Annotated in this window: 22 protein-coding genes; 13 read left to right on the top strand and 9 right to left on the bottom strand. The window is 69.8% G+C overall.

All coding sequences use genetic code 11. From position 1 onward, the window contains the following. The first annotated feature begins 29 nt into the window (after window positions 1–29). The 7 genes from CG723_RS04375 to arfA all read left to right on the top strand — a co-directional run bounded on the left by CG723_RS04375 (window position 30) and on the right by arfA (window position 7,491). The gene (locus CG723_RS04375) at window positions 30–806 is read left to right on the top strand and encodes an IclR family transcriptional regulator (RefSeq protein WP_100591895.1); all 777 of its coding nucleotides are present in this window, start codon (window positions 30–32) and stop codon (window positions 804–806) included. Next, the gene (locus tag CG723_RS04380; protein WP_100591896.1) at window positions 803–1,651 is read left to right on the top strand and encodes an SMP-30/gluconolactonase/LRE family protein; all 849 of its coding nucleotides are present in this window, start codon (window positions 803–805) and stop codon (window positions 1,649–1,651) included. The genes CG723_RS04375 and CG723_RS04380 overlap by 4 nt, the downstream gene beginning before the upstream one ends. Window positions 1,652–1,807: 156 nt before the next feature. Continuing rightward, entirely contained in the window at window positions 1,808–3,163 is a 1,356-nt protein-coding gene (locus CG723_RS04385; protein WP_100591897.1) for an extracellular solute-binding protein, read from the top strand. Then, window positions 3,160–4,101, top strand: coding sequence for a carbohydrate ABC transporter permease (locus CG723_RS04390; protein WP_100591898.1), 942 nt, complete (start codon window positions 3,160–3,162; stop codon window positions 4,099–4,101). Before CG723_RS04385 ends, CG723_RS04390 begins: the two co-directional genes overlap by 4 nt. Further along, entirely contained in the window at window positions 4,098–4,967 is an 870-nt protein-coding gene (locus CG723_RS04395; protein ID WP_100591899.1) for a carbohydrate ABC transporter permease, read from the top strand. The genes CG723_RS04390 and CG723_RS04395 overlap by 4 nt, the downstream gene beginning before the upstream one ends. A gap of 68 nt (window positions 4,968–5,035) precedes the next feature. Then, window positions 5,036–5,962: an arabinan endo-1,5-alpha-L-arabinosidase gene (locus CG723_RS04400; RefSeq protein WP_100592551.1), complete on the top strand. Its 927-nt coding sequence runs from the start codon at window positions 5,036–5,038 to the stop codon at window positions 5,960–5,962. A 20-nt stretch (window positions 5,963–5,982) separates the two neighbouring features. Continuing rightward, window positions 5,983–7,491 (top strand): arabinosylfuranosidase ArfA, encoded by a 1,509-nt coding sequence (gene arfA, locus CG723_RS04405; protein WP_100591900.1) that lies wholly within the window; start codon window positions 5,983–5,985, stop codon window positions 7,489–7,491. Window positions 7,492–7,516: 25 nt separating this feature from the next. On the opposite strand, the gene CG723_RS48615 is transcribed toward arfA, so the two are convergent. From CG723_RS48615 to CG723_RS04445, 8 genes are all read right to left on the bottom strand, one after another. Next, window positions 7,517–7,903 (bottom strand): DUF4291 family protein, encoded by a 387-nt coding sequence (locus tag CG723_RS48615; protein ID WP_100591901.1) that lies wholly within the window; start codon window positions 7,901–7,903, stop codon window positions 7,517–7,519. Further along, window positions 7,789–8,949 carry an aldose epimerase family protein gene (locus CG723_RS04415; protein WP_100591902.1) on the bottom strand — a complete coding sequence of 387 codons (1,161 nt, stop codon included), beginning with the start codon at window positions 8,947–8,949 and terminating at the stop codon, window positions 7,789–7,791. The genes CG723_RS48615 and CG723_RS04415 overlap by 115 nt, the downstream gene beginning before the upstream one ends. A 58-nt stretch (window positions 8,950–9,007) precedes the next feature. Further along, window positions 9,008–10,258: a multiple monosaccharide ABC transporter permease gene (gene mmsB, locus CG723_RS04420; protein ID WP_100591903.1), complete on the bottom strand. Its 1,251-nt coding sequence runs from the start codon at window positions 10,256–10,258 to the stop codon at window positions 9,008–9,010. A 5-nt stretch (window positions 10,259–10,263) separates the two neighbouring features. After that, window positions 10,264–11,790 (bottom strand): multiple monosaccharide ABC transporter ATP-binding protein, encoded by a 1,527-nt coding sequence (gene mmsA, locus CG723_RS04425; protein WP_423835770.1) that lies wholly within the window; start codon window positions 11,788–11,790, stop codon window positions 10,264–10,266. 58 nt (window positions 11,791–11,848) lie between these two features. Beyond that, window positions 11,849–12,958: a multiple monosaccharide ABC transporter substrate-binding protein gene (gene chvE / locus CG723_RS04430; protein WP_100592552.1), complete on the bottom strand. Its 1,110-nt coding sequence runs from the start codon at window positions 12,956–12,958 to the stop codon at window positions 11,849–11,851. 67 nt (window positions 12,959–13,025) lie between these two features. Beyond that, entirely contained in the window at window positions 13,026–13,994 is a 969-nt protein-coding gene (locus CG723_RS04435; RefSeq protein ID WP_100591905.1) for a hypothetical protein, read from the bottom strand. Between the two features lie 100 nt (window positions 13,995–14,094). Beyond that, window positions 14,095–15,111: a zinc-dependent alcohol dehydrogenase gene (locus tag CG723_RS04440; RefSeq protein WP_100591906.1), complete on the bottom strand. Its 1,017-nt coding sequence runs from the start codon at window positions 15,109–15,111 to the stop codon at window positions 14,095–14,097. After that, window positions 15,108–16,271: a mandelate racemase/muconate lactonizing enzyme family protein gene (locus tag CG723_RS04445; RefSeq protein ID WP_100591907.1), complete on the bottom strand. Its 1,164-nt coding sequence runs from the start codon at window positions 16,269–16,271 to the stop codon at window positions 15,108–15,110. Before CG723_RS04445 ends, CG723_RS04440 begins: the two co-directional genes overlap by 4 nt. 226 nt (window positions 16,272–16,497) lie before the next feature. On the opposite strand from CG723_RS04445, the gene CG723_RS46045 reads away from it, so the two are divergent. Next, window positions 16,498–17,175, top strand: a complete 678-nt coding sequence (locus tag CG723_RS46045; RefSeq protein WP_159032385.1) for an SCO2400 family protein — start codon at window positions 16,498–16,500, stop codon at window positions 17,173–17,175. A 106-nt stretch (window positions 17,176–17,281) separates the two neighbouring features. Here the strand turns inward: CG723_RS46045 and CG723_RS04455 are convergent, their stop codons facing one another. Continuing rightward, window positions 17,282–17,791, bottom strand: coding sequence for a MarR family winged helix-turn-helix transcriptional regulator (locus tag CG723_RS04455; protein ID WP_100591909.1), 510 nt, complete (start codon window positions 17,789–17,791; stop codon window positions 17,282–17,284). Between the two features lie 70 nt (window positions 17,792–17,861). Here CG723_RS04455 and CG723_RS04460 point away from each other — a divergent pair, with 70 nt between their 5' ends. The 5 genes from CG723_RS04460 to CG723_RS04480 all read left to right on the top strand — a co-directional run bounded on the left by CG723_RS04460 (window position 17,862) and on the right by CG723_RS04480 (window position 21,461). Beyond that, complete coding sequence (locus CG723_RS04460; RefSeq protein ID WP_100591910.1) at window positions 17,862–18,893, top strand: NADP-dependent oxidoreductase; 1,032 nt, start codon at window positions 17,862–17,864, stop codon at window positions 18,891–18,893. A 73-nt stretch (window positions 18,894–18,966) separates the two neighbouring features. Further along, window positions 18,967–19,389, top strand: coding sequence for an organic hydroperoxide resistance protein (locus tag CG723_RS04465; protein ID WP_100591911.1), 423 nt, complete (start codon window positions 18,967–18,969; stop codon window positions 19,387–19,389). A 68-nt stretch (window positions 19,390–19,457) separates the two neighbouring features. Further along, window positions 19,458–20,255: an EI24 domain-containing protein gene (locus tag CG723_RS04470; protein ID WP_100591912.1), complete on the top strand. Its 798-nt coding sequence runs from the start codon at window positions 19,458–19,460 to the stop codon at window positions 20,253–20,255. Window positions 20,256–20,302: 47 nt separating this feature from the next. Then, window positions 20,303–21,112 carry an NAD(P)-dependent oxidoreductase gene (locus tag CG723_RS04475; protein ID WP_100591913.1) on the top strand — a complete coding sequence of 270 codons (810 nt, stop codon included), beginning with the start codon at window positions 20,303–20,305 and terminating at the stop codon, window positions 21,110–21,112. 19 nt (window positions 21,113–21,131) lie between these two features. Further along, window positions 21,132–21,461 (top strand): YrdB family protein, encoded by a 330-nt coding sequence (locus tag CG723_RS04480; RefSeq protein WP_100591914.1) that lies wholly within the window; start codon window positions 21,132–21,134, stop codon window positions 21,459–21,461. Window positions 21,462–21,468: the final 7 nt, after the last annotated feature.

Raw genomic sequence — 21,468 nt, forward strand, 5'->3', positions numbered from 1 at the left:
AAATTTCGAACATAGAGAGGGGGCCGGCCGTGGGGCGTCTCGTACCCGCCGTGACCCGGGCTCTCGACATACTTGAGCTGTTCCTGGACGGGGACGGCACCCTGTCCGCCCCGGACATCGTCCGCAAGCTCCAGCTGCCGCGCACCACCGTGCACGAGCTGGTCACGACGCTGACCGCCCGCTCCTACCTCGTGACCGTCCCGGGCGAGCCCGGCCGCTACCGCCTGGGCGTGCGCCCCTACCAGCTCGGCAGCCGGTACGCGGAGCAGCTCGACCTCGCCGCCGAGGGCCAGCAGGTGGCCCGCGAGGTCGCCGAGACCTGCGACGAGACCGTGCACGTGGCGATCCTCGAGGGCACCGACGTCATCTACATCGCGAAGGTCGACAGTACCCACGCCGTGCGGATGGTCTCCGCCGCGGGGCGCCGACTGCCCGCGCACTGCACCTCCGTCGGCAAGATGCTCCTGGCCTCGCTGCCGCAGCCCGAGCTGGCGGTCCGCGTCCCCGACGACGCCGAGCTGATGGCGATGACGGAGAACAGCATCACCGACCCGGCCGTCCTGCGCGAGGCCCTCGCCGGTATCCGGGAGCGCGGTGTCGCCGTCGAGAGCCGCGAGTCCAATCCGGACGTCAGCTGCGTCGCCGCCCCCGTGCGCGACCGCTCCGGACGGGTCGTCGCGGCCCTCTCGGTGTCGGTGCCGATGATTCGCTGGAGCGAGTCGCGCGAGGACGAGCTGGCGCAGCTCGCCGTGAAGGGCGCCGCCGACCTGTCGGGGCGGCTCGGGTACCGGGGGGCCGGCCGATGAGGCCCGAGGTGGCAGTCCGCGCGGAGGCCACGCTCGGGGAGGGCCCCACCTGGGACGCGGAGGCCGGCCGGCTGATCTGGGTCGACATCCTCGGCAGCCGGGTCCACACGTACGAACCCGCGACCGGCCGCCGCACGGTCATGGCCACCGAGCAGCACGTGGGCGCCGCCAAACCGCGGGCCGGCGGCGCGGGACTCGTCGTCAACCTCCGTGACGGCATCGGCCTGTACGGGCCAGGCGGCAAGGGCTTCCGCTGGCTGCACCGGGACCCCGTGCCGGGCCGGCGCGGCAACGACGCCGCCGTCGCCCCCGACGGCTCGCTCTGGGCGGGCAGCATGGCGTACGACGAGACGCCGGGCGGCGGCAACCTCCTGCGGATCGCGCCCGACGGGACCACCACCGAGATCCTCGGCGACGTCACGGTCAGCAACGGCACCGGCTGGAGCCCCGACGGCACGCTCATGTACTACGTCGACACCCCGACGCGACGCATCGATGTTTTCGATGTGGACGGTCAACAGGTCGTGCGCCGACGGGAGTTCGCGGTCGTCGAGGAGGGGGCGGGTCACCCCGACGGGCTCACCGTCGACGCGGACGGCTGTGTGTGGGTCGCCCTCTGGGACGGCTCGGCGCTGCGCCGCTACACCCCGTCCGGCGCGCTCGACCGCGTCGTGGAGCTGCCGGTGAAGCGCCCCACTGCCTGCGCCTTCGGCGGCGCGGACCTCACCGACCTGTACGTCACGTCGGCACGCGTCGGTCTCGACGCCCCGTCCCCGTACGCCGGTTCGCTGCTCGTCCTGCGCGACATGGGCCGCGGTCTGGCGCAACCCGCGTTCGAGGGCTGAGCCCGGAGCGAGCGTTTCGAAGGTGCGGGACCTCCACGCGGGTGGGGGTCCCGCACCTTTGTGTTGCGCAACCCATTGACGTCGCCGCGTCCCGAATCTACGGTCCCGTTCGAAGTTACGAGCATCATTCGATATCTCGAACAGTAAGGGCAGGGAATGGGACGACCTGGCCTGAACCGCAGGCAACTCCTGGCCGGAATCGGCGGGTTGACGGTGGCGGGCAGCTTCGGATTTGCGGCGCTGGGCACGGGGGCCGACGCGCTCGCCTCCAGCGCGAGCACACGCGTGCGCTACTGGAACCTCTTCAGCGGCGGCGACGGCTACAACATGATCGCGATGCTGGACGCGTTCCGTAAGGAGCACCCCGGCATCGACGTGAAGGACTCGACCCTCCAGTGGGGCAGCCCCTTCTACACCAAGCTCGCCATGGCCGCGGCGGGCAACCGCGCGCCGGACCTCGGCGTGATGCACCTGGGCCGGGTGACCGGGTTCTCGCCCGGCCGCCTCCTGGACCCGTGGGACGTCGGCCTGCTCGCCAAGTACGGCGTGAAGGAAGCCGACTTCAACCCCGCGCTGTGGAAGCGCGCCGTCATCGACGGCAAGCTCTACGCCCTCCCGCTCGACATTCACGTCCAGCTCTGCTTCTACCGCAAGGACGTCCTGAAGAAGACGGGCCTGATCGGCGACGACGGCAGGCTCGTCCCGGTCACGTCCACCGACGGGTGGTTCGACATGCTGAAGGAGGCCAAGAAGGCCACCCGGAAGGGGCTTCAGACCATCGGCCTGTGGGTCAACGACCAGAACTTCCAGTGGTGGTTCTTCGTCGCCTTCTACACCCAGCTCGGCGGCACCTGGTTCAACGCCGACAACACCGAGGTCACCTTCGACACCGACAAGGCCACCCAGGTCCTGGAGTTCCTGCGTCAGCACGTCGCCGACGGGTACGCCAACCCGGGCATGGGGTCCGTCGGCGCCGAACAGTTCGTCAACGGCACCCCCTTCACCTGGGAGGGCAACTGGTCCGTGCCGGTCTTCTCCGGCGCGAAGCTGGAGTACGGCGCGACCCCGCTGCCGCCCGTCTTCGGCAAGCAGGCCACCCACGCCGAGTCGCACTCCTTCGTACTGCCGCACCAGGCCGGCCGCGGCGGCGCCACCAACGAGGGCGCGCACCAACTCGCCGCGTACGTCGTCAAGCACGCCCGGCAGTGGGCGGCCGGTGGCCACATCCCCGCGTACACGCCGACCCTGTCCACGGCCGCGTACAAGAAGCTGAGCCCGCAGAACGAATACGTCTCCGCCATGGACCACCAGGCGAACGAGCCGAAGGTGTGGTTCGCCGGGTCCACCGGCATCCTCGCCCAGCGCGTCGGCCCGATCGTCGTCTCCTCGACTTTGGGCTCCGCCAGGCCTCAGGCCGTCGCCCGCCGCATGAAGGGCGTGCTCACCCAGCTCCTGGCCATGAAGAACCCCATGGACGGCAAGACCGCAGGGCAAGGAGGTGCGGCCGCATGACGACCAGCGCCGAGACCGTCATCGCACCGCCGCGCGCGCAGGCCGCCGCGGCGGGCGCCGCCACCGTCGGCAGGAAGCAGGGCTTCCAGCACGGCGGCTGGTTCGTCGCCCCGTTCCTGGCACTGTTCGCGTTCTTCGTGATCTGGCCGCTGCTGCGCGGCGTCTACCTCAGCTTCACGGACGCCAACATCTCCGGCGACAGCGCGGGCTTCATCGGCTTCGACAACTATCGCGAGGCCCTCCATGACCCGCTGATGTGGGACTCGCTCGGCCACAGCGCCTTCTTCACGCTGCTCGTCGTGCCCTGCATCACCGTCCTCGCCTTCCTGCTCGCGATGCTGGCCCACCACATAGAGCGCGGCACATGGCTGTGGCGGCTCTGCTTCTTCCTGCCGTTCCTGCTGCCCTCCACCGTCGCGGGCAACCTGTGGCAGTGGCTGTTCAACCCCGGCACGGGCATGGTCAACCACGTCTTCGGCATCGACACCCCCTGGCTGACCGACAAGTCGTACGCGATGCTCGCCGTCGTCATCACGACCCTGTGGTGGACGGTCGGCTTCAGCTTCCTGCTCTACCTCGCCGCGCTCCAGGGCATCCCCGGGCACCTCTACGAGGCCGCGAAGCTGGACGGCGCGAACGCCTGGCACCGCGTGGTCCACATCACCCTGCCGATGCTGCGCAACATCACGGGCCTCGTCATCGCCCTGCAGATCCTCGCCTCGCTCCAGGTCTTCGACCAGGCCGTCGTGATGCAGGACTTCGGGCCGGGGCCGGAGGAATCGACGCGCACCTTCGTGCAGTTCACCCTCGAACAGGGCTTCACCAGCTACCGCGTGGGCTACGCCTCCGCCATCTCCGTCATCTTCTTCGTGATCATCGCGGCCGTCGCCCTCGCGCGGATGTGGCTGCTGCGCAACCGTGAGGAGGGCGCGCGATGACCACCGACGCCACGCAGATACGCATCAAGACCCGTACACGCAAGGCCTGGACGCCGAGCCAGATCGTGCTCACCCTCCTCGGCGTCGCCGTCTCCGCCGTCTTCCTGGCGCCGCTCGCCTGGGCCCTGTTCACCTCGCTGAAGTCGGAGACCGAGGCCGTCGAGGTGCCGCCGCACTGGCTGCCGAAGGGGTGGACCGGCCAGGCGTGGAAGGCACTCTTCGAGACCGGCAACATCACCGACTGGTTCGTCAACTCCCTTGTGGTGTCGGTCTGTGTGACCGCGATCGTGCTGACGGTGAGCGCGCTCGCCGGCTACGGATTCGCCCGCACCGAGTTCCGCGGCAAGAACGTCCTGATGGGCGTCGTCATGGCCGGACTCATGATCTCCCCGGCCGTCCTCGGCGTGCCCCTGTTCACCACGGTCCAGCAGATGGGGATGGTCGACACGTACTGGGGCATGATCCTGCCGCAGTGCGCGCCGGCCGCGATGGTCTACATCCTCTACAAGTTCTTCCAGGGCATCCCCAAGGAGCTGGAGGAGGCCGCGTTCATCGACGGCGCCGGACGCTGGCGGGTCTTCTTCACCATCGTCGTGCCGCTCGCCCGGCCCTCGCTCGCGGCGGTGGGCATCTTCACCTTCATCGCGTCGTGGAACAACTTCCTGTGGCCGTACATGGTCACCAACAACCCCGACCTGATGACCATGCCGAACGGCATCGCGACCGTCATGAACTCGTACGGCATCCAGTGGGCCCAGCTGATGGCCGGCGGTCTGATGGCGGGCCTGCCCCTGATCGTCGTCTTCGTCTTCTTCCAGCGCCAGATCGTGGCGGGCGTGGCCCACACAGGATTGGCGGGACAGTGACCGTACGCACAGTGGGCAGACCCCTGGCAGCCGTGGCGGCCGCCGCCCTTCTCGCCCTGCTGCCCACGATGGCGCAGGCCGACGCCGCCTACCCGGACCCGCAGGCGATCACCGGCCAGCAGATCGTCCACGACCCGACGGTCATCAAGCTCAAGTCCGGCCAGTACGTGGCCTATTCGACCGGCGGCGTCATCGGAGCCCGCCTCTCGAAGGACCGCGTCCACTGGACCGACGAGGGCAACGCCTTCGCCGCGCCGCCGAGTTGGTGGTACGAGTACAACGACACCGGCGACCCGTGGGCCCCCGACGTCTCCTACCGCGACGGCACGTACTGGCTCTACTACGCGGTCTCGTCCTGGGGCACGAACCACTCGGCGATCGGCGTCGCCACCTCCGCATCGGGTCTCCCGGGTACGTGGACGGACCACGGCAAGGTGTTCAGCTCCGGGACCACCGACACCTGGAACGCCATCGACCCGGCGATCGTCCGGGCCGACGGGAAACTCTGGATGAGCTTCGGCTCGTACTGGTCCGGCATCCGCATGGTCGAGCTGAACCCGCGGACCGGCAAGGCGATCGAGGGCGCGACCGTCCACCACCTGGCGACCCGCCCCGACGCCCCGTACGCGGTCGAGGGCCCGGCCGTCGTCCACCACGGCCACTACTACTACCTCTTCGCCTCGTACGACGCGTGCTGCTCCGGCGTGAACTCCACGTACAAGATCCGGGTCGGCCGCTCGGCTTCGGTCACGGGCCCGTACGCGGACGAGGACGGCACCCCGCTCCTGGCCGGCGGCGGCACGCTGCTCCTCTCGGGGCACGGCCGGTTCGTCGGCACGGGGGGCGAGTCCGTCTTCCGCGACAAGGGGCGTGACGTACTCGCTTACCACTACTACGACGCCGGCGACTCCGGCACCCCCAAGCTCGGCCTCAACGAGCTGAGCTGGGGCAAGGACGGCTGGCCGGCTGTCCGGCGACTCGATCAACGTCCGTAATCCCGAACCCTGAGGGAGACATGACCCGCACCGCACGCTTCGCCCTCGACCCCGCCTTCACGGTCGGCACGGTCGACCCCCGGCTCTTCGGCTCCTTCGTGGAGCACCTGGGCCGCTGTGTCTACACCGGCATCTTCGAGCCGGACCACCCCACCGCCGATGAGGCGGGCCTGCGCCAGGACGTCCTGGAACTGGTCCGCGAACTCGGCGTCACCGCCGTCCGCTATCCCGGTGGCAACTTCGTCTCCGGCTACAAGTGGGAGGACTCGGTCGGCCCCGCCGAGGAGCGCCCGCGCCGTCTCGACCTGGCCTGGCGCACGACGGAGTCGAACCGCTTCGGCCTGTCCGAGTACATCGCGTTCCTGAAGAAGGTCGGCCCGCAGGCCGAACCGATGATGGCGGTGAACCTCGGCACGCGCGGCGTCGCGGAGGCCATCGAACTCCAGGAGTACGCCAACCACCCGGCGGGCACGGAGCTGTCGGACCGCCGCATCGCCCACGGCGACAAGGCCCCCTTCGGCATCAGGCTCTGGTGCCTGGGCAACGAGATGGACGGACCGTGGCAGACCGGCCACAAGACGGCCGAGGAGTACGGGCGGCTCGCCGCCGAGACGGCGCGTGCGATGCGCCAGATCGACAAGGACGTCGAGCTGGTCGCCTGCGGCAGCTCGGGCCAAGGCATGGACACGTTCGCCGAGTGGGAGGCGAAGGTCCTGCAGGAGACCTACGACCTGGTCGACTACATCTCGCTCCACGCGTACTACGAGGAGCACGACGGCGACCGGGACTCCTTCCTCGCGTCGGCGGTGGACATGGAGTCGTTCATCGAGAACGTCGTCGCAACGTGCGACCACGTGGGCGCACGCCTCAAGTCGAAGAAGAAGATCAACCTCTCTTTCGACGAGTGGAACGTCTGGTACATGTCGCGCACGGACGCCGAGGTCTCCGCCCTCGACTGGCCTCAGGCCCCCCGCCTCCTGGAGGACGTCTACTCGGTCACCGACGCGGTCGTCTTCGGTTCGCTCCTGATCGCCCTGCTCCGCCACGCGGACCGCGTCACGGTGGCCTGCCTGGCCCAACTCGTCAACGTCATCGCCCCGATCATGACCGAGCCCGGCGGCCCGGCCTGGCGCCAGACGACGTTCTTCCCGTTCGCGGCGGCGTCGCGGTACGGGCGCGGCGAGGTCCTCGACGTACGCATGTCAGGACCGACGTACGACACGAAGCGCCACGGCACCGCGGACCTGCTGCACGCTACGGCGGTCCGCGCGGAGGACGGAACGGTCACTGTGTTCGCGGTCAACCGCAGTCAGACGGAGTCCCTGCCGCTCGAAGTGACGATGCATGGGCTGGAGTTGGGTGAGGTCGTGGAGCACTCGGTGCTTGCCGACGCCGACCCGGACGCCCGCAACACGCTCGCGGAGCCTGAGCGGGTGGCGCCGCATCAGGTGACGGGGACCGTGCTGGAGGGCGGCACCCTCAAGGCGACCCTCGAACCGCTGTCGTGGAACGTGATCCGGCTGGGCTGAGTCGTCGAAGGACCGTGCCGGTCCGTCAGTTGTCCGCCCCCACCCGCTCGCGGAGCGCTTCCGCGAGCGGGTGGGGGCGCTCCGCCGGCAGCTCGCGCAGTGCGTCGTCGAGACGTCCCTCGCGCACGGCGGCGTGGGTCGAGTGGGCCAGATCCGTGACATCGGTGATGTGCACGATCCAGCGGTCCACATAGCGCTCCACGGCCTCACCGGACAGGCCGACCTGAATGGCGCGCCATGACCGGCATCGCCCGTGGTCGTCGCGGGCGATGCCGGGGGGACGCGGGTGGGGGTCGGTCAGGTGCTGAACGAGTGCACCGTTGTCGTCCGGTAGGTCTCGCCCGGGCGCAGCACCGTCGACGGGAACGCCGGATGGTTCGGCGAGTCCGGGAAGTGCTGCGTCTCCAGGCACAGGCCGTCGCCCTGCCGGTAGGTGCGCCCGGAGGGGCCGGTGAGCGTGCCGTCGAGGAAGTTGCCCGAGTAGAACTGGACGCCCGGCTGATCCGTGGCGATCTCCAGAGTGCGGCCGGAGGACGGGTCGCGCAGTGTCGCGAAGTGCACCGGCCGCGCCGTGATCCCCTTGTCGAGGACCCAGTTGTGGTCGAAGCCCTTGGCCGTGACCAGCTGCGGGTGCGCGGTGCGGATGTCGCGGCCGATCGGCTTCGCGGAGCGGAAGTCGAACGGGGTGCCCGTGACCTTCGCCCGCTCACCGGTCGGGATGAGGCCCGAATCGGTGGGCGTGTAACGGGAGGCGGCGAGGGTGAGTTCGTGGTCGTAGATGCCGCCGCTGCCCTCGCCCGCGAGGTTGTAGTACGTGTGGTTCGTCAGGTTCACGACGGTCGCCTTGTTCGTCGTCGCCTCGTAGTCGATGCGCCAGTCGCCGCTCGGCCCGAGGGTGTAGGTGACCGTTACCTTGAGCGTGCCTGGGTAGCCCATCTCGCCGTCGACCGACGTGTAGTGCAGCTTCAGGCCCACGTCGGAGCCGGAGTTGAAGTCTTCCACGTCCCACACCCGCGTGTTGAAGCCCTTCGCTCCGCCGTGCAGGGAGTTGGCCCCGTCGTTCACGGAGAGCTGATACGTCGTGCCGTCGAGGGCGAACCGGCCGTTCGCGATGCGGTTGCCGTAGCGGCCGATCGTGGCACCGAAGAATGTGGTGCCGGCGACGTAGTCCTCGATGGTGTCGTAGCCGAGGGAGACGTTCACGTACCGGCCGTGGCGGTCCGGTATCTCCAGGGACTGGACGATGCCGCCGTAGGAGAGGACCTTCAGGCGGGTGCCGCCGTTCTCCAGGGACCAGCGGTAGATCCTCGTGCCGTCGGCGAGCTTGCCGAAGAGCTCCTTCACGGGCCTCCTGCTTCCCGAGGCGGAGGCCGAGGCGTGGGCTGTTCCGCCCAGCGCGGTGGCTGCTGCACCGGCGGCGGCGCCCGATGCGAGGAGAGTGCGTCTGCTCAGTTCCATGTGCGGCTCCCTCAAAGGGTGGGCCCCGCCGGGCTTGGGCCGGCGGGGCCGAGCTGACTTACGAACCGACCTTGCGCTTGTTCCACACGTCGAAGCCGACCGCCGCGAGCAGCACCAGGCCCTTGATGACCTGCTGCCAGTCGGTGCCGACGCCGACGAGGTTCATGCCGTTGTTCAGGACGCCGAGGACGGTGCCGCCGATGATCGCGCCGAGCACCGTGCCGACGCCGCCGCTCATCGACGCGCCGCCGATGAACGAGGCGGCGATCGCCTCGAGTTCGAAGTTGACGCCCGCCTTCGGCGACGCGGCGTTGAAGCGGGCCGCGAAGACCAGGCCCGCGAGCGCCGCCAGCATCCCCATGTTGAGGAAGACCGCGAAGGTGACCTTCTTGTCCCGGACGCCGGAGAGCTTCGCCGCCGGCAGGTTGCCGCCGATCGCGTACACATGGCGGCCGATCACCGCGTTGCGCATCACATAGCCGAAGGCGACGAGGAGCACGGCCAGGACGATCAGCACCACGGGCGCGCCCTTGTAGCTGGCGAGCAGCAGGGTGAAGACGAGGACGGCGGCGACCAGCGCGGTGAGCTTCAGCGCGAACAGCTTCGCGGGCAGCACGTCGAGCGCGTACTCCTGCTGGCGCTTGCGGTCGCGCACCTCCTGCCACACGACGAGGGCGATGAGGCCGAGGCCGAGGAGCAGGGTGAGGTTGTGGTAGTTGGTGTCGGGGCCGACCTCGGGCAGGAAGCCGTTGGCCACCTTCTGCAGCCCTTCGGGGAACGGGCCGAGCGTCTGCCCCTTGAGGAAGATCTCCGTCAGACCGCGGAAGAGCAGCATGCCCGCCAGGGTCACGATGAACGACGGTATACCGAGGTAGGCGATGAAGAAGCCCTGCATGGCCCCCGCGACCGCGCCGACGGCGAGGACCGCGATCGCGGCCACCGGCCACGACCAGTGGTGCGTGACCATGAGCACCGCGGCGAGCGCCCCCGTGAACGCGGTGATGGAGCCGACCGACAGGTCGATGTGGCCCGCGATGATGACGATCATCATGCCGATCGCCAGGATCAGGATGTAGCTGTTCTGCAGCACCAGGTTCGAGACATTGCGCGGCAGCAGCAGGTCGCCGCCCGTCCAGACCTCGAAAAGGATCACGATCAGGCCGAGGGCGAAGAGCATCCCGTACTGCCGCATGTTGCGGCGCATGCCGTCGATGAGCAGCCGGCCGAGGCCGGTCGCGTGCCCGTTGTCTCCGGATTCCTTCGGGGCCTCGGCGCCGGCCGGCGACCCGGCCTTCAGGTTCGTGCTCATCGGTCCTACCTCTTGTCCTTGGTCATGTGCCGCATCAGCACTTCCTGGGTGGCCTCCGCTCGCGGGACCTCACCGGTGAGCCGTCCGGCCGACATCGTGTAGATCCGGTCGCACATGCCGAGCAGCTCGGGCAGTTCGGAGGAGATGAAGACAACGGCCTTGCCCTCGGCGGCCAGTTGGTCGATCACCGTGTAGATCTCGTACTTCGCGCCCACGTCGATGCCGCGGGTCGGCTCGTCGAGGATCAGCACATCGGGCCCAGCGAAGATCCACTTGCTGAGGACGACCTTCTGCTGGTTGCCGCCGGAGAGCCGGCCCACGGGTTCGGAGACGTTGGGCGCCTTGATGTTCATGGACTTCCGGAAGCCCTCGGAGACCTTCCGCTCCTCGTGCTCGTCGACCACCCCGCGCCGGGCGACCTTGCGCAGCGCGCTCAGCGAGATGTTGCGGTTGATGGAGTCGATGAGGTTGAGGCCGTAGTGCTTGCGGTCCTCCGTGACGTACGCGATGCCGTGTCCGACCGCCTCGGGGACGGTGCGGGTGCGGATCTCGGTACCGTCCTTGAGGACGCTGCCGCCCGCGTACTTCCCGTAGGCCCGGCCGAACACGCTCATCGCGAGTTCCGTGCGGCCCGCGCCCATCAGCCCCGCGATACCGACGATCTCCCCGCGGCGCACGTTCAGGGACACCGAGTCGACGACCTTGCGCTGCTGGTCGATGGGGTGGAAGACGGTCCAGTCGCGGATCTCGAGGGCCGGCGCCGCCGTGTGGTCCTGCGGGTGCGGGGTGCGCTCCGGGAAGCGGTGGTCGAGGTCGCGGCCGACCATGGCGCGGATGATCCGCTCCTCGGTCGTCTCCGCGGCCTTCACGTCGAGCGTCTCGATGGAGTGCCCGTCGCGGATGACCGTCACCGAGTCCGCGACCCGGGCGATCTCGTTGAGCTTGTGCGAGATGATGATCGAGGTGATGCCCTGGCCCTTCAACTCCAGGATCAGATCGAGGAGTTTGCCGCTGTCCTCGTCGTTGAGCGCGGCCGTCGGCTCGTCGAGGATGAGCAGCTTCACCTCCTTCGACAGGGCCTTGGCGATCTCGACCAGCTGCTGCTTCCCGACGCCGATGTCGGCGACGCGGGTCTGCGGGTGCTCGTTCAGACCGACCCGCCGCAGCAGGTCCGTGGCGTGCTTGAGGGTCTCGCCCCAGCTGATCACGCCCCGCGTGGCGTGCTCGTTGCCGAGGAAGATGTTCTCGGCGAGCGAGAGGTACGGCACCAGGGCGAGCTCCTGGTGGATGATCACGATGCCGCGCTTCTCGCTCGCCCCGATGTCCTTGAACCGGCACGGCTCGCCCTCGAAGAGGATCTCCCCCTCGTAACTGCCGTGCGGGTGAACGCCGCTGAGGACCTTCATCAGCGTCGACTTCCCGGCGCCGTTCTCCCCGCAGACGGCGTGGACCTCGCCCGCGCGGACGCTCAGAGAGACGTCCGCGAGCGCCTTGACGCCGGGAAAGGTCTTGACGATCGAGCGCATTTCCAGGACGGGTCCCGCCATGGTCGTGCCTTTCTGCTCCGTGTGAACCGGTGGTGTGGGCGGGCTACTTGAGGTCGCTCGCCTTGATGTAGCCGGTGTCGATGAGCTCCTTCTGGTAGTTGCTCTTGTCGACGCTCACCGGCTGGAGCAGGTAGGACGGCACGACCTTCTTGCCGTTGTTGTACGAAGTGGTGTCGTTGACCTGCGGCTTCTTCCCCTTCAGCACCGCGTCGACCATGCTGGAGGCGACCTTGGCCAGCTCCCGGGTGTCCTTGTAGACGGTCTGGGTCTGCTGGCCCGCGACGATCGACTTCACCGAGGCGACCTCGGCGTCCTGCCCGGTGACGACGGGCAGCGGCTTACTCGCGGAGCCGTAGTCGTCGGACTTGAGGGCGGACAGGATGCCGATCGAGATGCCGTCGTACGGGGAGAGGACGGCGTCCACCTTGGCGGAGGAGTACGACGACGTGAGCAGGTCGTCCATGCGCTTCTGCGCGGTGCCGCCGTCCCAGCGCAGCGTCGTGACCTTGTTGAGCGCCGTCTGGCCGGACCTGACCACAAGCTGCTTCTTGTCGATGTAGGGCTGGAGCACCTTCATCGCGCCGTTGAAGAAGTACTTGGTGTTGTTGTCGTCGTTCGAGCCCGCGAACAGCTCGATGTTGAAGGGCCCCTTCTTGGAGCCGTCCTTCAGACCCAGCTTCTCGGTGATGTACGTGCCCTGGAGCTGGCCGACCTTCTCGTTGTCGAAGGAGGCGTAGTAGTCGACGTAGGGGGAGTTGAGCAGGAGACGGTCGTAGGAGATGACGGGGATGTCCGCGTCATGGGCCTCCTTGAGCACGTTGGAGAGCGCGTCGCCGTTGATCGCGGCGATGACCAGCGCGTCCACGCCCTGCGTGATCATGCCCTCGAGCTGCTGGACCTGCTGGTCGACGTCGTCCTCGCCGTACTGGAGGGTCGTCTTGTAGCCGGCCTTGTGCAGTGTGGCGACCATGTTCTTGCCGTCGGCTATCCAGCGCTCGGACGACTTGGTCGGCATGGCGATGCCGACGGTCATCTCCTTCTTGTCCTTGGCTTCCTTGCTGCCGCCCTCGCTGCTCTGCCCGCAGGCGGTCAGGGCGAGGGCGAGAGCGGCGGCTCCCGCCACGGCGGAAACGGCACTTCTGCGGTTGCGCATGGTCATCAGTCCTTGTCGGTCGCGTCGGGGGGAGCGGAAACGTCAGCGGGAAACGCCGGCGGGAAATTCAGTGGGAGACGGTCAGCGGGAAACGGTCGAGAGTGCCCGGCAGCCGCGAGCCGAGCGGCGACATGCCGCCGTCCGCGCCGTGCCGGGCCAGCAGGTCGAGGGCGAGCCGGCCGCGGCGCACGCGCTCACGGGCGGTGTCGAGAGTGACGTCGCGCAGGTGGGCGCCGTAGGGGTAGATGGCGGGGGCCTTCGCGAGCCCGAACTTCAGGTACAGCGGCGCCCCGCGGCGGATCAGCTCCGCGATCTCGTACATCCGTACATAGCCGCCGAGGTCGTCCGGCGCCTCGACGTACAGGTCCATGGGTGCGGCGGAGACCCGGCGGATCTCGGTGAGGTGGGCGAGGGTGAGATCGCTCGGCACGTTGAGCGAGTCGGCGCCGAGCCGTTCGAAGACGGCGTACGAGGCGGGGTTGACCGGGCCGATGAGCGCGGAGACCTTGAGCGTGGTGTCACCGGGGATCACCCCCTGCTCGCGCGCCCGGTGCAGCGTCCACAGCACGCCCTCGTCGGCGACGAGCAGGCACTTCACGCCCAACTCCGTTGCCCGGACCGCGTCTTCCACGCATCCGGCGACGGCGTCGTGGCCGCGGGCGCGCAGGCCGGCGCCGCGCGAGTCCGTGCGCACGGAGGCGCCGGTGTCCCAGGTGCCGCGCGGCCCGGTGAACAGGCACAGCTCGATGTCCCGCTCGGCGGCCGACTCGACCATCTCGGTGATCTCGGCGTCGGTGAGCATCCACACGCCGCTGCCCTGGCTGATCCGGTGGACCGGCACGTCGAGGCGCGAGGCCTCCTTGAGTACGACGGCCAGCGCCTCGGGCCCCTCGACGGAGGGGATCTCGGTGCGCCAGGTGCCACCGTCGGGGAAGGCGTGCGGGGAGGTGTCGGCGTCGGCGGTGGAGGGGGCGGACAGGCCCAGGGCCGCGAGGGCGGGTTCGCCGGGGCGGCGGGGAGAGGGGGAGTCGGTCACGGGCAGTCCTTCACGTTCGGTGTTGTTCGGTATTTCGAACCAAGTTCGGATCGATGGGTGTAGGCACGCCCGGAACGCGCCGGGAGGCAGGGGCCAGGGCTTACGAGGGGCCCTGGGGGAGCAGCAGCACCTTGCCCACCTTGGGGTCACCGGATCCCACCAGCTCGATGCCGTACGGGAATTGATCCAGCGGCAGCTCGTGCGTCACCAGCGGCGACGGATCAAGCAGCCCCGCGCCGAAGACCCGCACGGCATGCGCCCAGGCGGCCGGCGGCGCCCCGAACACGGTCCGCACCTCCAGCTGCCGCACGACGAGGCCGGTCGGATCGAGCCCCGCCTCACCGGACGCCGGGAGCCCGGTGAGGACGAGCCGCCCCCCGCGCCGCAGCAGCGACGCCGCGGCACGGGCCGAGTCCGCGGAGCCGGCGGTCTCGATCACCACGTCGAAGTCGCCGGGCAACTCCTGGTCGGGCGTACGGAAGTCCGTCGCGCCGAGCTGTTCTGCAAGGGGGGCCCGTTCGGGCCGGGTGTCGACGGTGAGGAGTTCGGCGGGGGAGTTCGCCGCGAGGAACTGCACGGCGAGCATGCCGAGGGTCCCCGCGCCGACGACCGCGACACGTTCGCCCGGCCGCGCGTCCGCCTTGAGCGCGGCGGCGGCGACGCAGGCCGCGGGTTCGAGCAGCGCGGCCGCCGTCAGGTCGGCGTCGTCCGGCAGAACGTGCAGGAGCCGGGCGGGCAGGGTGAGGGTGGCGGCCATGGCGCCGGGCTGCGTGAACCCGGTCTCCTCGTACCCGGCCGTGCACAGCGTGGTCTCGCCGGCGTGGCACCGGTCGCAGACCTGGCAGTTGCGGAAGCCCTCGCCGACGACCTTCCTGCCGACGAGCGACTGCGGCGCGCCCGGTCCGACGGCCTCGACGGTGCCGGACCACTCGTGCCCCGGAGTGAGCGGGTACCGCACGTACCCCTCGGGCCGGTTGCCCTGGTACACCTCGCGGTCGCTGCCGCAGATGCCCACGGCGTGGACGCGGACCAGCGCCTCGCCGGCACCCGGCGGCGTCGGCTCATGAGGGACGATCCGGTACGCGCCCGGCGCCTCGACGACGACCGCGACGCTCACCGCGTACCCTCCGGCCGGCGCTGCTCCCAGCCCTCCGCCCACAGGTCGAACCGCGCCTGCTGCTGCGGGAATTCGGCCGCCGCGTCCACGTCGAGCTCGACCCCGAGCCCCGGCTCGTGCGACAGCTCGAAGCACCCGGTCTCCGGATCGACCTGCGGCGCGCCCTTCACGACCTTCTTGATGGCGGCGTCCGCGAAGTCGTTGAAGTGCTCCAGAACCTTGAAGTTCGGTGTGGAGAAGCCGACTTGGAGCGAGGCCGCAGTGAGCACGGGACCGCCCACGTTGTGCGGCGCCACCAGCACATAGTGGGACTCCGCCGTCGCCGCCAGCTTCCGCGTCTCCCAGATGCCGCCGATGTGGCCGACATCCGGCTGGATGATGTCCGCGGCCTGGCTCTCGAACAGTTCACGGAACTCGATCCGGTCATGGATCCGCTCACCCGTGGCGACCGGGATGTCCACCCTCGCGGCCACCTTCTCCAGCGCCTTGAGGTTCTCCGGCGGCACCGGCTCCTCCAGCCACGCAGGCTTGAAGGGAGCGAGATCGCGCGCCAGCCGGATGGCGGTGGAGGGCGAGAACCGGCCGTGCATCTCCAGCATCAGCTCGGCGTCGGGCCCGATCGCGTCGCGCACCGCCTCGATCAACGACACGGCGTACAGGCTCTGTTCGTGGTCCAGCTCGTAGTGCCCCGTCCCGAACGGGTCGATCTTCAGTGCCTTGTACCCGCGCTCCATCACGGCCTGCGCCGCCTTGTGGTACGCCTCGGGGGTGCGCTCGGTGGTGTACCAGCCGTTCGCGTACGCCTTGACCCGGTCCGTCACCTTGCCGCCGAGCAGCTGCCACACCGGCACACCGAGCGCCTTGCCCTTGATGTCCCAGCAGGCCATCTCGACGACCGCGATGCCGGACATCACGATCTCTCCGGCCCGCCCGTAGTCGCCGTACTTCATGCGCCGTACGAGGTCCTCGGTCGCGAAGGGGTCCGAGCCGACGATGTGGTTGGCCTGGGCCTCCTTCAGGTAGCCGACGAGCGCGTCGGTGTGGCCCAGCATGCGGGTCTCGCCGACCCCGGTGATCCCCTCGTCGGTGTGCACCTGGACGTAGGTCAGGTTGCGCCAAGGCGTCCCGACCACGTGTGTGCTGATTCCCGTGATGCGCACGGCAGTTGCCCCCTGCGACGTTCGATATTTCGTCATGCGTTCGAAATCTTGGCGTGACAGTAGGGAGGTGCGCGCGGGGTGTCAATGGTTCGTGCACCCGGTCGCCCGGTACGCCGTGCACAGAAGCCATATGGAGGGTCAATTCTTCGGAACACGCGGTTCCGCACAGAACATTCACAGCCCCGGCTTTTTCCGTTACCGGCACGGCGCCTAGCCTCCATGCGTCATGGATTACTGCCACCCGTGCCGAAGGCACCTCAATGGCGCCCTCGCCTGCCCTGGGTGCGGCACGCCCGCCGAAGCGTGCCGCGCGCACGCGGAGGCGCTCGCGGCGCAGGAGTCGGCCGAGAACGCCGGCGCCCCTTACGCCGACGAACCCACGCACACCCGCCGCTCCCGCAGGGAACGCCGTGAGCGCGGCGCCCGCAGGGCCCACCGGCGCCGGCGCAACAAGATCGTGATCGCCGCCGCGGGGCTCGCGCTCGCCGCGGGCGGCCTCAGCTTCGCGGAACTCGGCACCGAGTCGTCGGCGGACGGCGACGCGCAGGGCTCGTCCACGTCGGCCGAGGAAGCCGCCGACCAGGAGGCGCAGGCCGCCGCATCCTCGGCGGCCGGCACCCCGACCGGCGCCGCCGCGGCCGAGGCGGACCCGCAGGCGTCGAGCGCCTCGGCGTCCCCCTCCCCGTCCGCGTCGGAGTCCGAGGACGCGAAGAAGGGCAAGGAGACGGAGGGGGCGAAGGAGGGGACCGAGGGCCACGCCACCTCCGTGCCCGCCGCCACCCCGACGCCGCACACCCCGACCGGCCCCGGCACGCCCGCCCCCGGGCCCACCACGACACCGCCGCCCCCGCCGCAGCCCACCCCGACGGAGACGTGCGACCGCTTCCTGTGGTGGTGCACCTAGGGGGATCCGGCCCGATCCAGACGAAAGACCCCAGTTCCTGCGGGAAGGCGCGGCCGACGTCAGACCGTCACGTCGGTCACCTGAAGGTCGTCACTCGCGGCCGGCGTCAGGCCGTGGCGTCGCCGTCCAGCATCATCTTGGCGAGGAGCCTGCGCAGCGCCACCCGCTCGTCGCCGGTCAGCGAGGCGATGGCCCCGCGCGCGAAGCCCAGGTTCCCCTGCACTCCCCGCGCCATCCGCACACCCTCTGCCGTCGGTGCGGCCAGCTTCACACGCCGGTCGGCCGGGTCGGGGCGGCGCTCGACGAGGCCGCGCGCTTCCAGCCGGTCGACGAGCCCGGTGATGTTCGACGGCTCACAGTTCACCTGCTGGGCTATGTGCCGCATGGGCATCGGCTCCCGCGAGAGCAGATCGAGAACCCGCGCCTGCGCCGTGGTGAGGCCCTGGCCCGAGGCGGCCTGCTCGTACTCCTTGTAGTGGCGCGAGACCAGCGTGCCGATCAGCTCGACCAGGTCGGCGGTCACCGGGTCGGCGGTCACGGCATCGGCTGTCACGAGGTCATCTGTCACGCGTTTCGGGGCGGAGCTGCTGGCGGCCATGTACTCCAGAGTACCCATTTACTTGACACTATGAAATATCGAGGAGCATGGTTGTTTCAGTAAGTGAAGCAATCAGGAGGCACCCGCCATGTCTGTCGACACCCCTCAGATCCCCGCCACGAGCCGCGAGTGGCAGCTGACCAGCCGCCCGGTCGGCTGGCCCAAGCCCGAGGACTTCCAGCTCAGCGAGGTGGAGATCGCCCAGCCCGGCCCCGGCCAGGTGCTCGTCAAGAACCTGTACGTGTCCGTGGACCCGTACATGCGCGGCCGCATGAGCGCCGCCAAGTCGTACGTCGCCCCGTACGAGCTCGGCAAGGCGATGCAGGGCGGCGCGGTCGGCGTGGTCGTCGCCTCGAACGACGAGGGTGTGGCCGTCGGTGACCACGTCCTGCACTTCAACGGCTGGCGCGAGTACGCCACCTTCGACGCCAAGCAGGCCGTGAAGGTCGACCCGGAGGCCGCGCCCCTGTCGACGTACCTCGGTGTCCTCGGCATGACGGGCCTGACGGCGTACGCGGGTCTCCTGCGCACCCTGTCCTTCAAGGAGGGCGACACGGTCTTCGTCTCCGGCGCGGCCGGTGCCGTCGGCAGCCAGGTCGGCCAGATCGCCAGGCTCCTCGGCGCGGGCCGCGTCGTCGGCTCGGCGGGCTCGGCCGAGAAGGTCAAGCTCCTCGTCGAGGAGTACGGCTTCGACGCCGCCTTCAACTACAAGGACGGCTCCGTATTCGAGCAGCTCAAGGAGGCGGCCCCCGACGGCATCGACGTCTACTTCGACAACGTCGGCGGCGACCACCTCGAAGCGGCGATCGGCCGGCTCAACCGCGACGGGCGCATCGCGATCTGCGGCGCGATCTCCGTCTACAACGACACCGAGGCCGCCCCCGGTCCGCGCAACCTGTCCCGCCTGATCCAGACCCGCGGCCGGATCGAGGGCTTCCTCGTCGGCGACCACTACGACCTCCAGCCGCAGTTCGTGCAGCAGGTCGGCGCCTGGATCCGCTCCGGTGAGCTCAAGTACCGCGAGACCGTCGTCGAGGGCATCGAGAACAACCTGGAGGCGTTCCTCGGGGTTCTGCGCGGTGACAACATCGGAAAGATGATCGTCAAGCTGGGGGAGTGACCCCGGTCACGCTCGTTCCTTCCGGGATTCGGTAATCTCTTTCCGCCTACCGGATCGAATGAGGGAGTACGGGATGCCCATCCAGCAGTCGGACGTCGTCTACACCGCCGTGGCCACCGCGGAGAACGGCCGTGACGGCCGCGTCTCCACGGACGACGGCAAGCTCGACGTCGTCGTGAACCCGCCCAAGGAGCAGGGCGGCAGCGGCGCCGGCACCAACCCGGAGCAGCTGTTCGCCGCCGGCTACAGCGCCTGCTTCCAGGGCGCGCTCGCCGTGGTCGCCCGCCAGGAGAACGCCGACATCTCCGGCTCGACCGTCACCGCGCACGTGGGCATCGGCAAGAACGACGAGGGCTTCGGCCTCATCGTCGAGATCGCCGCCAAGATCCCGAACGTGGACGAGGCCACCGCCAAGTCCCTGGTCGAGAAGGCCCACCAGGTGTGCCCGTACTCCAAGGCCACCCGCGGCAACATCACGGTCACGCTCTCCGTCTGAGCGGCGCGACCCGGCCCCGGCCCGTACCCCGCGCAAGGGGTGCGGGCCGGTCCCATAGGGTGGTGCCCATGCGTGATCTCGGGGCGGGCTTCGGCTACTTGATGAAGGGCCAGCGCTGGGTCTCCCAGCACGGCAAACAGTTCGGCATGGGGCTCCTGCCCGGCCTGATCACCCTGGTCCTGTACGCGGCCGCGCTGGTCTGCCTGGCCCTGTGGGGCGACGACTTCGTCACCTGGGCGACCCCCTTCGCCGACGACTGGACGTCCCCGTGGGCCGGCCTGTTCCGCGGCTTCCTGACGGCCGTGCTCTTCGCCCTCGTCCTGCTGCTCGCCGTCCTCGCCTTCACCGCCGTCACCCTCCTGATCGGCCAGCCCTTCTACGAGTCCCTGTCGGAGAAGGTCGACCTCGCCGAGGGTGGCCACGCCCCCGAGTCGGGCCTCCCGCTCTGGCGCGAACTGTGGATCTCCGCCCGCGACAGCCTGCGGGTCCTGGTGCGCGCCGCGCTCTGGGGCGTCCTGCTCTTCGCCCTCGGGTTCGTCCCGTTCGTCGGCCAGACCGTCGTCCCGGTGCTCGGCTTCTTCGTCACCGGCTTCTTCCTCACGGAGGAACTCGCCGCGGTCGCGCTCCAGCGCCGCAGCGTCGAACTGCGCGAGCGCCTCGCCCTGTTGCGCTCCCGCAAGGGCCTCGCCTGGGGCTTCGGCACGCCGCTCGCCGTCGCGTTCCTGGTGCCGGTCGTCGCGGTGTTCCTGATGCCGGGAGCGGTGGCGGGCGCGACCCTGATGGCCCGCGACCTGCTCGGCGAGACGACCCCGGAACCGGCGCCCGAGCCCGCCCCGCACCCCACCGGCGACCCGGCCACGCACTGACCCCAAGAGCCCGGTCCGATCCGGGCGGGACGCGCTAGCGTCGGGGCATGGAAAAGATCGCCTTCCTCGGCCTCGGTCACATGGGCGCGCCCATGGCCCGCCATCTCCTCGACGCCGGACACCCGCTGACCGTCTGGAACCGCACCCCGGCGAAAGCCGCCCCGCTCGTCGAACGGGGCGCGGTCCTCGCCGGCACCCCCGCCGACGCCGTGCGCGACGCCGACGTGGTCATCACGATGCTCGCCACCCCGGACGCCGTGTCCGAGGTCGCCGACGCCATCGCGCCCGAACTGCGGCCCGGCACGTACTGGGCGGAGATGTCGACCATCGGCCCCGACGCCGTACGGCAGCTGGCGGCGCGGCTCGGTGACGGGGTGACCCTCGTCGACGCACCGGTCATGGGCAGCACCGACAAGGCCGAGGCGGGCGAACTCGGCATCCTCGCGGGCGGCGACGCGGACCGGATCGAAGGCGTGCTCGCCCACCTCGGCACGGTCACCCGCACCGGCGCGCCCGGCTCCGGCGCCGCTCTCAAGCTCGTCGTCAACACCGCGGTCATCGGCGGCGTCGGCCTGGTCGCCGAGGCCATGGCGCTTGCGGACGCGCTCGGCCTGCCCGAGGACGTCGCGAAGGGCGCCCTCGCCGCGGGCCCCCTCGGCGGAGCCGTCGCCCGCGCCTTCGCGCAGGGCGTGCACTTCGGCTCGGACCTCGCCGTCAAGGACATCGCCCTGGCCACCGAGACCACCGAACTCCCTGCCATGGAAGCCGTGTTGGGACACTTCAAGCAGGCCGCGGCGGACCCGTCCCTCGTCCACGAGGACATCGCGCGGGCCGTGACCCGTATCCGCGAGCGGTAGGCCGGGCCATACTGCGCCCATGAAGACGGCGAACCTGGGTGTGCTCTTCCTGATAGAACTGGCCGCCCTCGGGGCCGTCGGGCGCTGGGGGTTCACCCGCGACGTCTCGGCCCCGCTCGCCTGGCTGCTCGGCCTCGGGGTCATCGCCGTGATGATCACTTTGTGGGCGCTGTTCGGGTCCCAGAAGGCGTCGTACAAAACGCGGGGCGCGGGCCGGGTCGCCTTCGAGCTGGTGTGGTTCGGGGCGGGCGCGGCCGCGCTCCTGCTGGCCGGGGCCGTCGGCTGGGCCGTCGCCTACGTCCTGGTGTGCGGGGTGAGCAAGACGCTCGCGGTCGTCTGGCGCCAGTAGCCGCCGC

Origin of the sequence: Streptomyces sp. CB01635, assembly GCF_002803065.1 — a bacterium.
Classification (GTDB): Bacteria; Actinomycetota; Actinomycetes; order Streptomycetales; family Streptomycetaceae; genus Streptomyces.

What these genes read in the sequence shown, in the direction of transcription:
- mmsB (WP_100591903.1), bottom strand. Translation starts at nt 10,258, where the DNA reads ATGAGCACGAACCTGAAGGCCGGGTCGCCGGCCGGCGCCGAGGCCCCG.
- arfA (WP_100591900.1), top strand. Translation starts at nt 5,983, where the DNA reads ATGACCCGCACCGCACGCTTCGCCCTCGACCCCGCCTTCACGGTCGGC.
- CG723_RS04475 (WP_100591913.1), top strand. Translation starts at nt 20,303, where the DNA reads ATGGAAAAGATCGCCTTCCTCGGCCTCGGTCACATGGGCGCGCCCATG.
- CG723_RS04460 (WP_100591910.1), top strand. Translation starts at nt 17,862, where the DNA reads ATGTCTGTCGACACCCCTCAGATCCCCGCCACGAGCCGCGAGTGGCAG.
- chvE (WP_100592552.1), bottom strand. Translation starts at nt 12,958, where the DNA reads ATGCGCAACCGCAGAAGTGCCGTTTCCGCCGTGGCGGGAGCCGCCGCT.
- CG723_RS04415 (WP_100591902.1), bottom strand. Translation starts at nt 8,949, where the DNA reads ATGGAACTGAGCAGACGCACTCTCCTCGCATCGGGCGCCGCCGCCGGT.
- CG723_RS04480 (WP_100591914.1), top strand. Translation starts at nt 21,132, where the DNA reads ATGAAGACGGCGAACCTGGGTGTGCTCTTCCTGATAGAACTGGCCGCC.
- CG723_RS04390 (WP_100591898.1), top strand. Translation starts at nt 3,160, where the DNA reads ATGACGACCAGCGCCGAGACCGTCATCGCACCGCCGCGCGCGCAGGCC.
- CG723_RS04455 (WP_100591909.1), bottom strand. Translation starts at nt 17,791, where the DNA reads ATGGGTACTCTGGAGTACATGGCCGCCAGCAGCTCCGCCCCGAAACGC.
- CG723_RS04465 (WP_100591911.1), top strand. Translation starts at nt 18,967, where the DNA reads ATGCCCATCCAGCAGTCGGACGTCGTCTACACCGCCGTGGCCACCGCG.
- CG723_RS04470 (WP_100591912.1), top strand. Translation starts at nt 19,458, where the DNA reads ATGCGTGATCTCGGGGCGGGCTTCGGCTACTTGATGAAGGGCCAGCGC.
- CG723_RS04395 (WP_100591899.1), top strand. Translation starts at nt 4,098, where the DNA reads ATGACCACCGACGCCACGCAGATACGCATCAAGACCCGTACACGCAAG.
- CG723_RS04380 (WP_100591896.1), top strand. Translation starts at nt 803, where the DNA reads ATGAGGCCCGAGGTGGCAGTCCGCGCGGAGGCCACGCTCGGGGAGGGC.
- CG723_RS46045 (WP_159032385.1), top strand. Translation starts at nt 16,498, where the DNA reads ATGGATTACTGCCACCCGTGCCGAAGGCACCTCAATGGCGCCCTCGCC.
- CG723_RS04385 (WP_100591897.1), top strand. Translation starts at nt 1,808, where the DNA reads ATGGGACGACCTGGCCTGAACCGCAGGCAACTCCTGGCCGGAATCGGC.
- CG723_RS04400 (WP_100592551.1), top strand. Translation starts at nt 5,036, where the DNA reads ATGGCGCAGGCCGACGCCGCCTACCCGGACCCGCAGGCGATCACCGGC.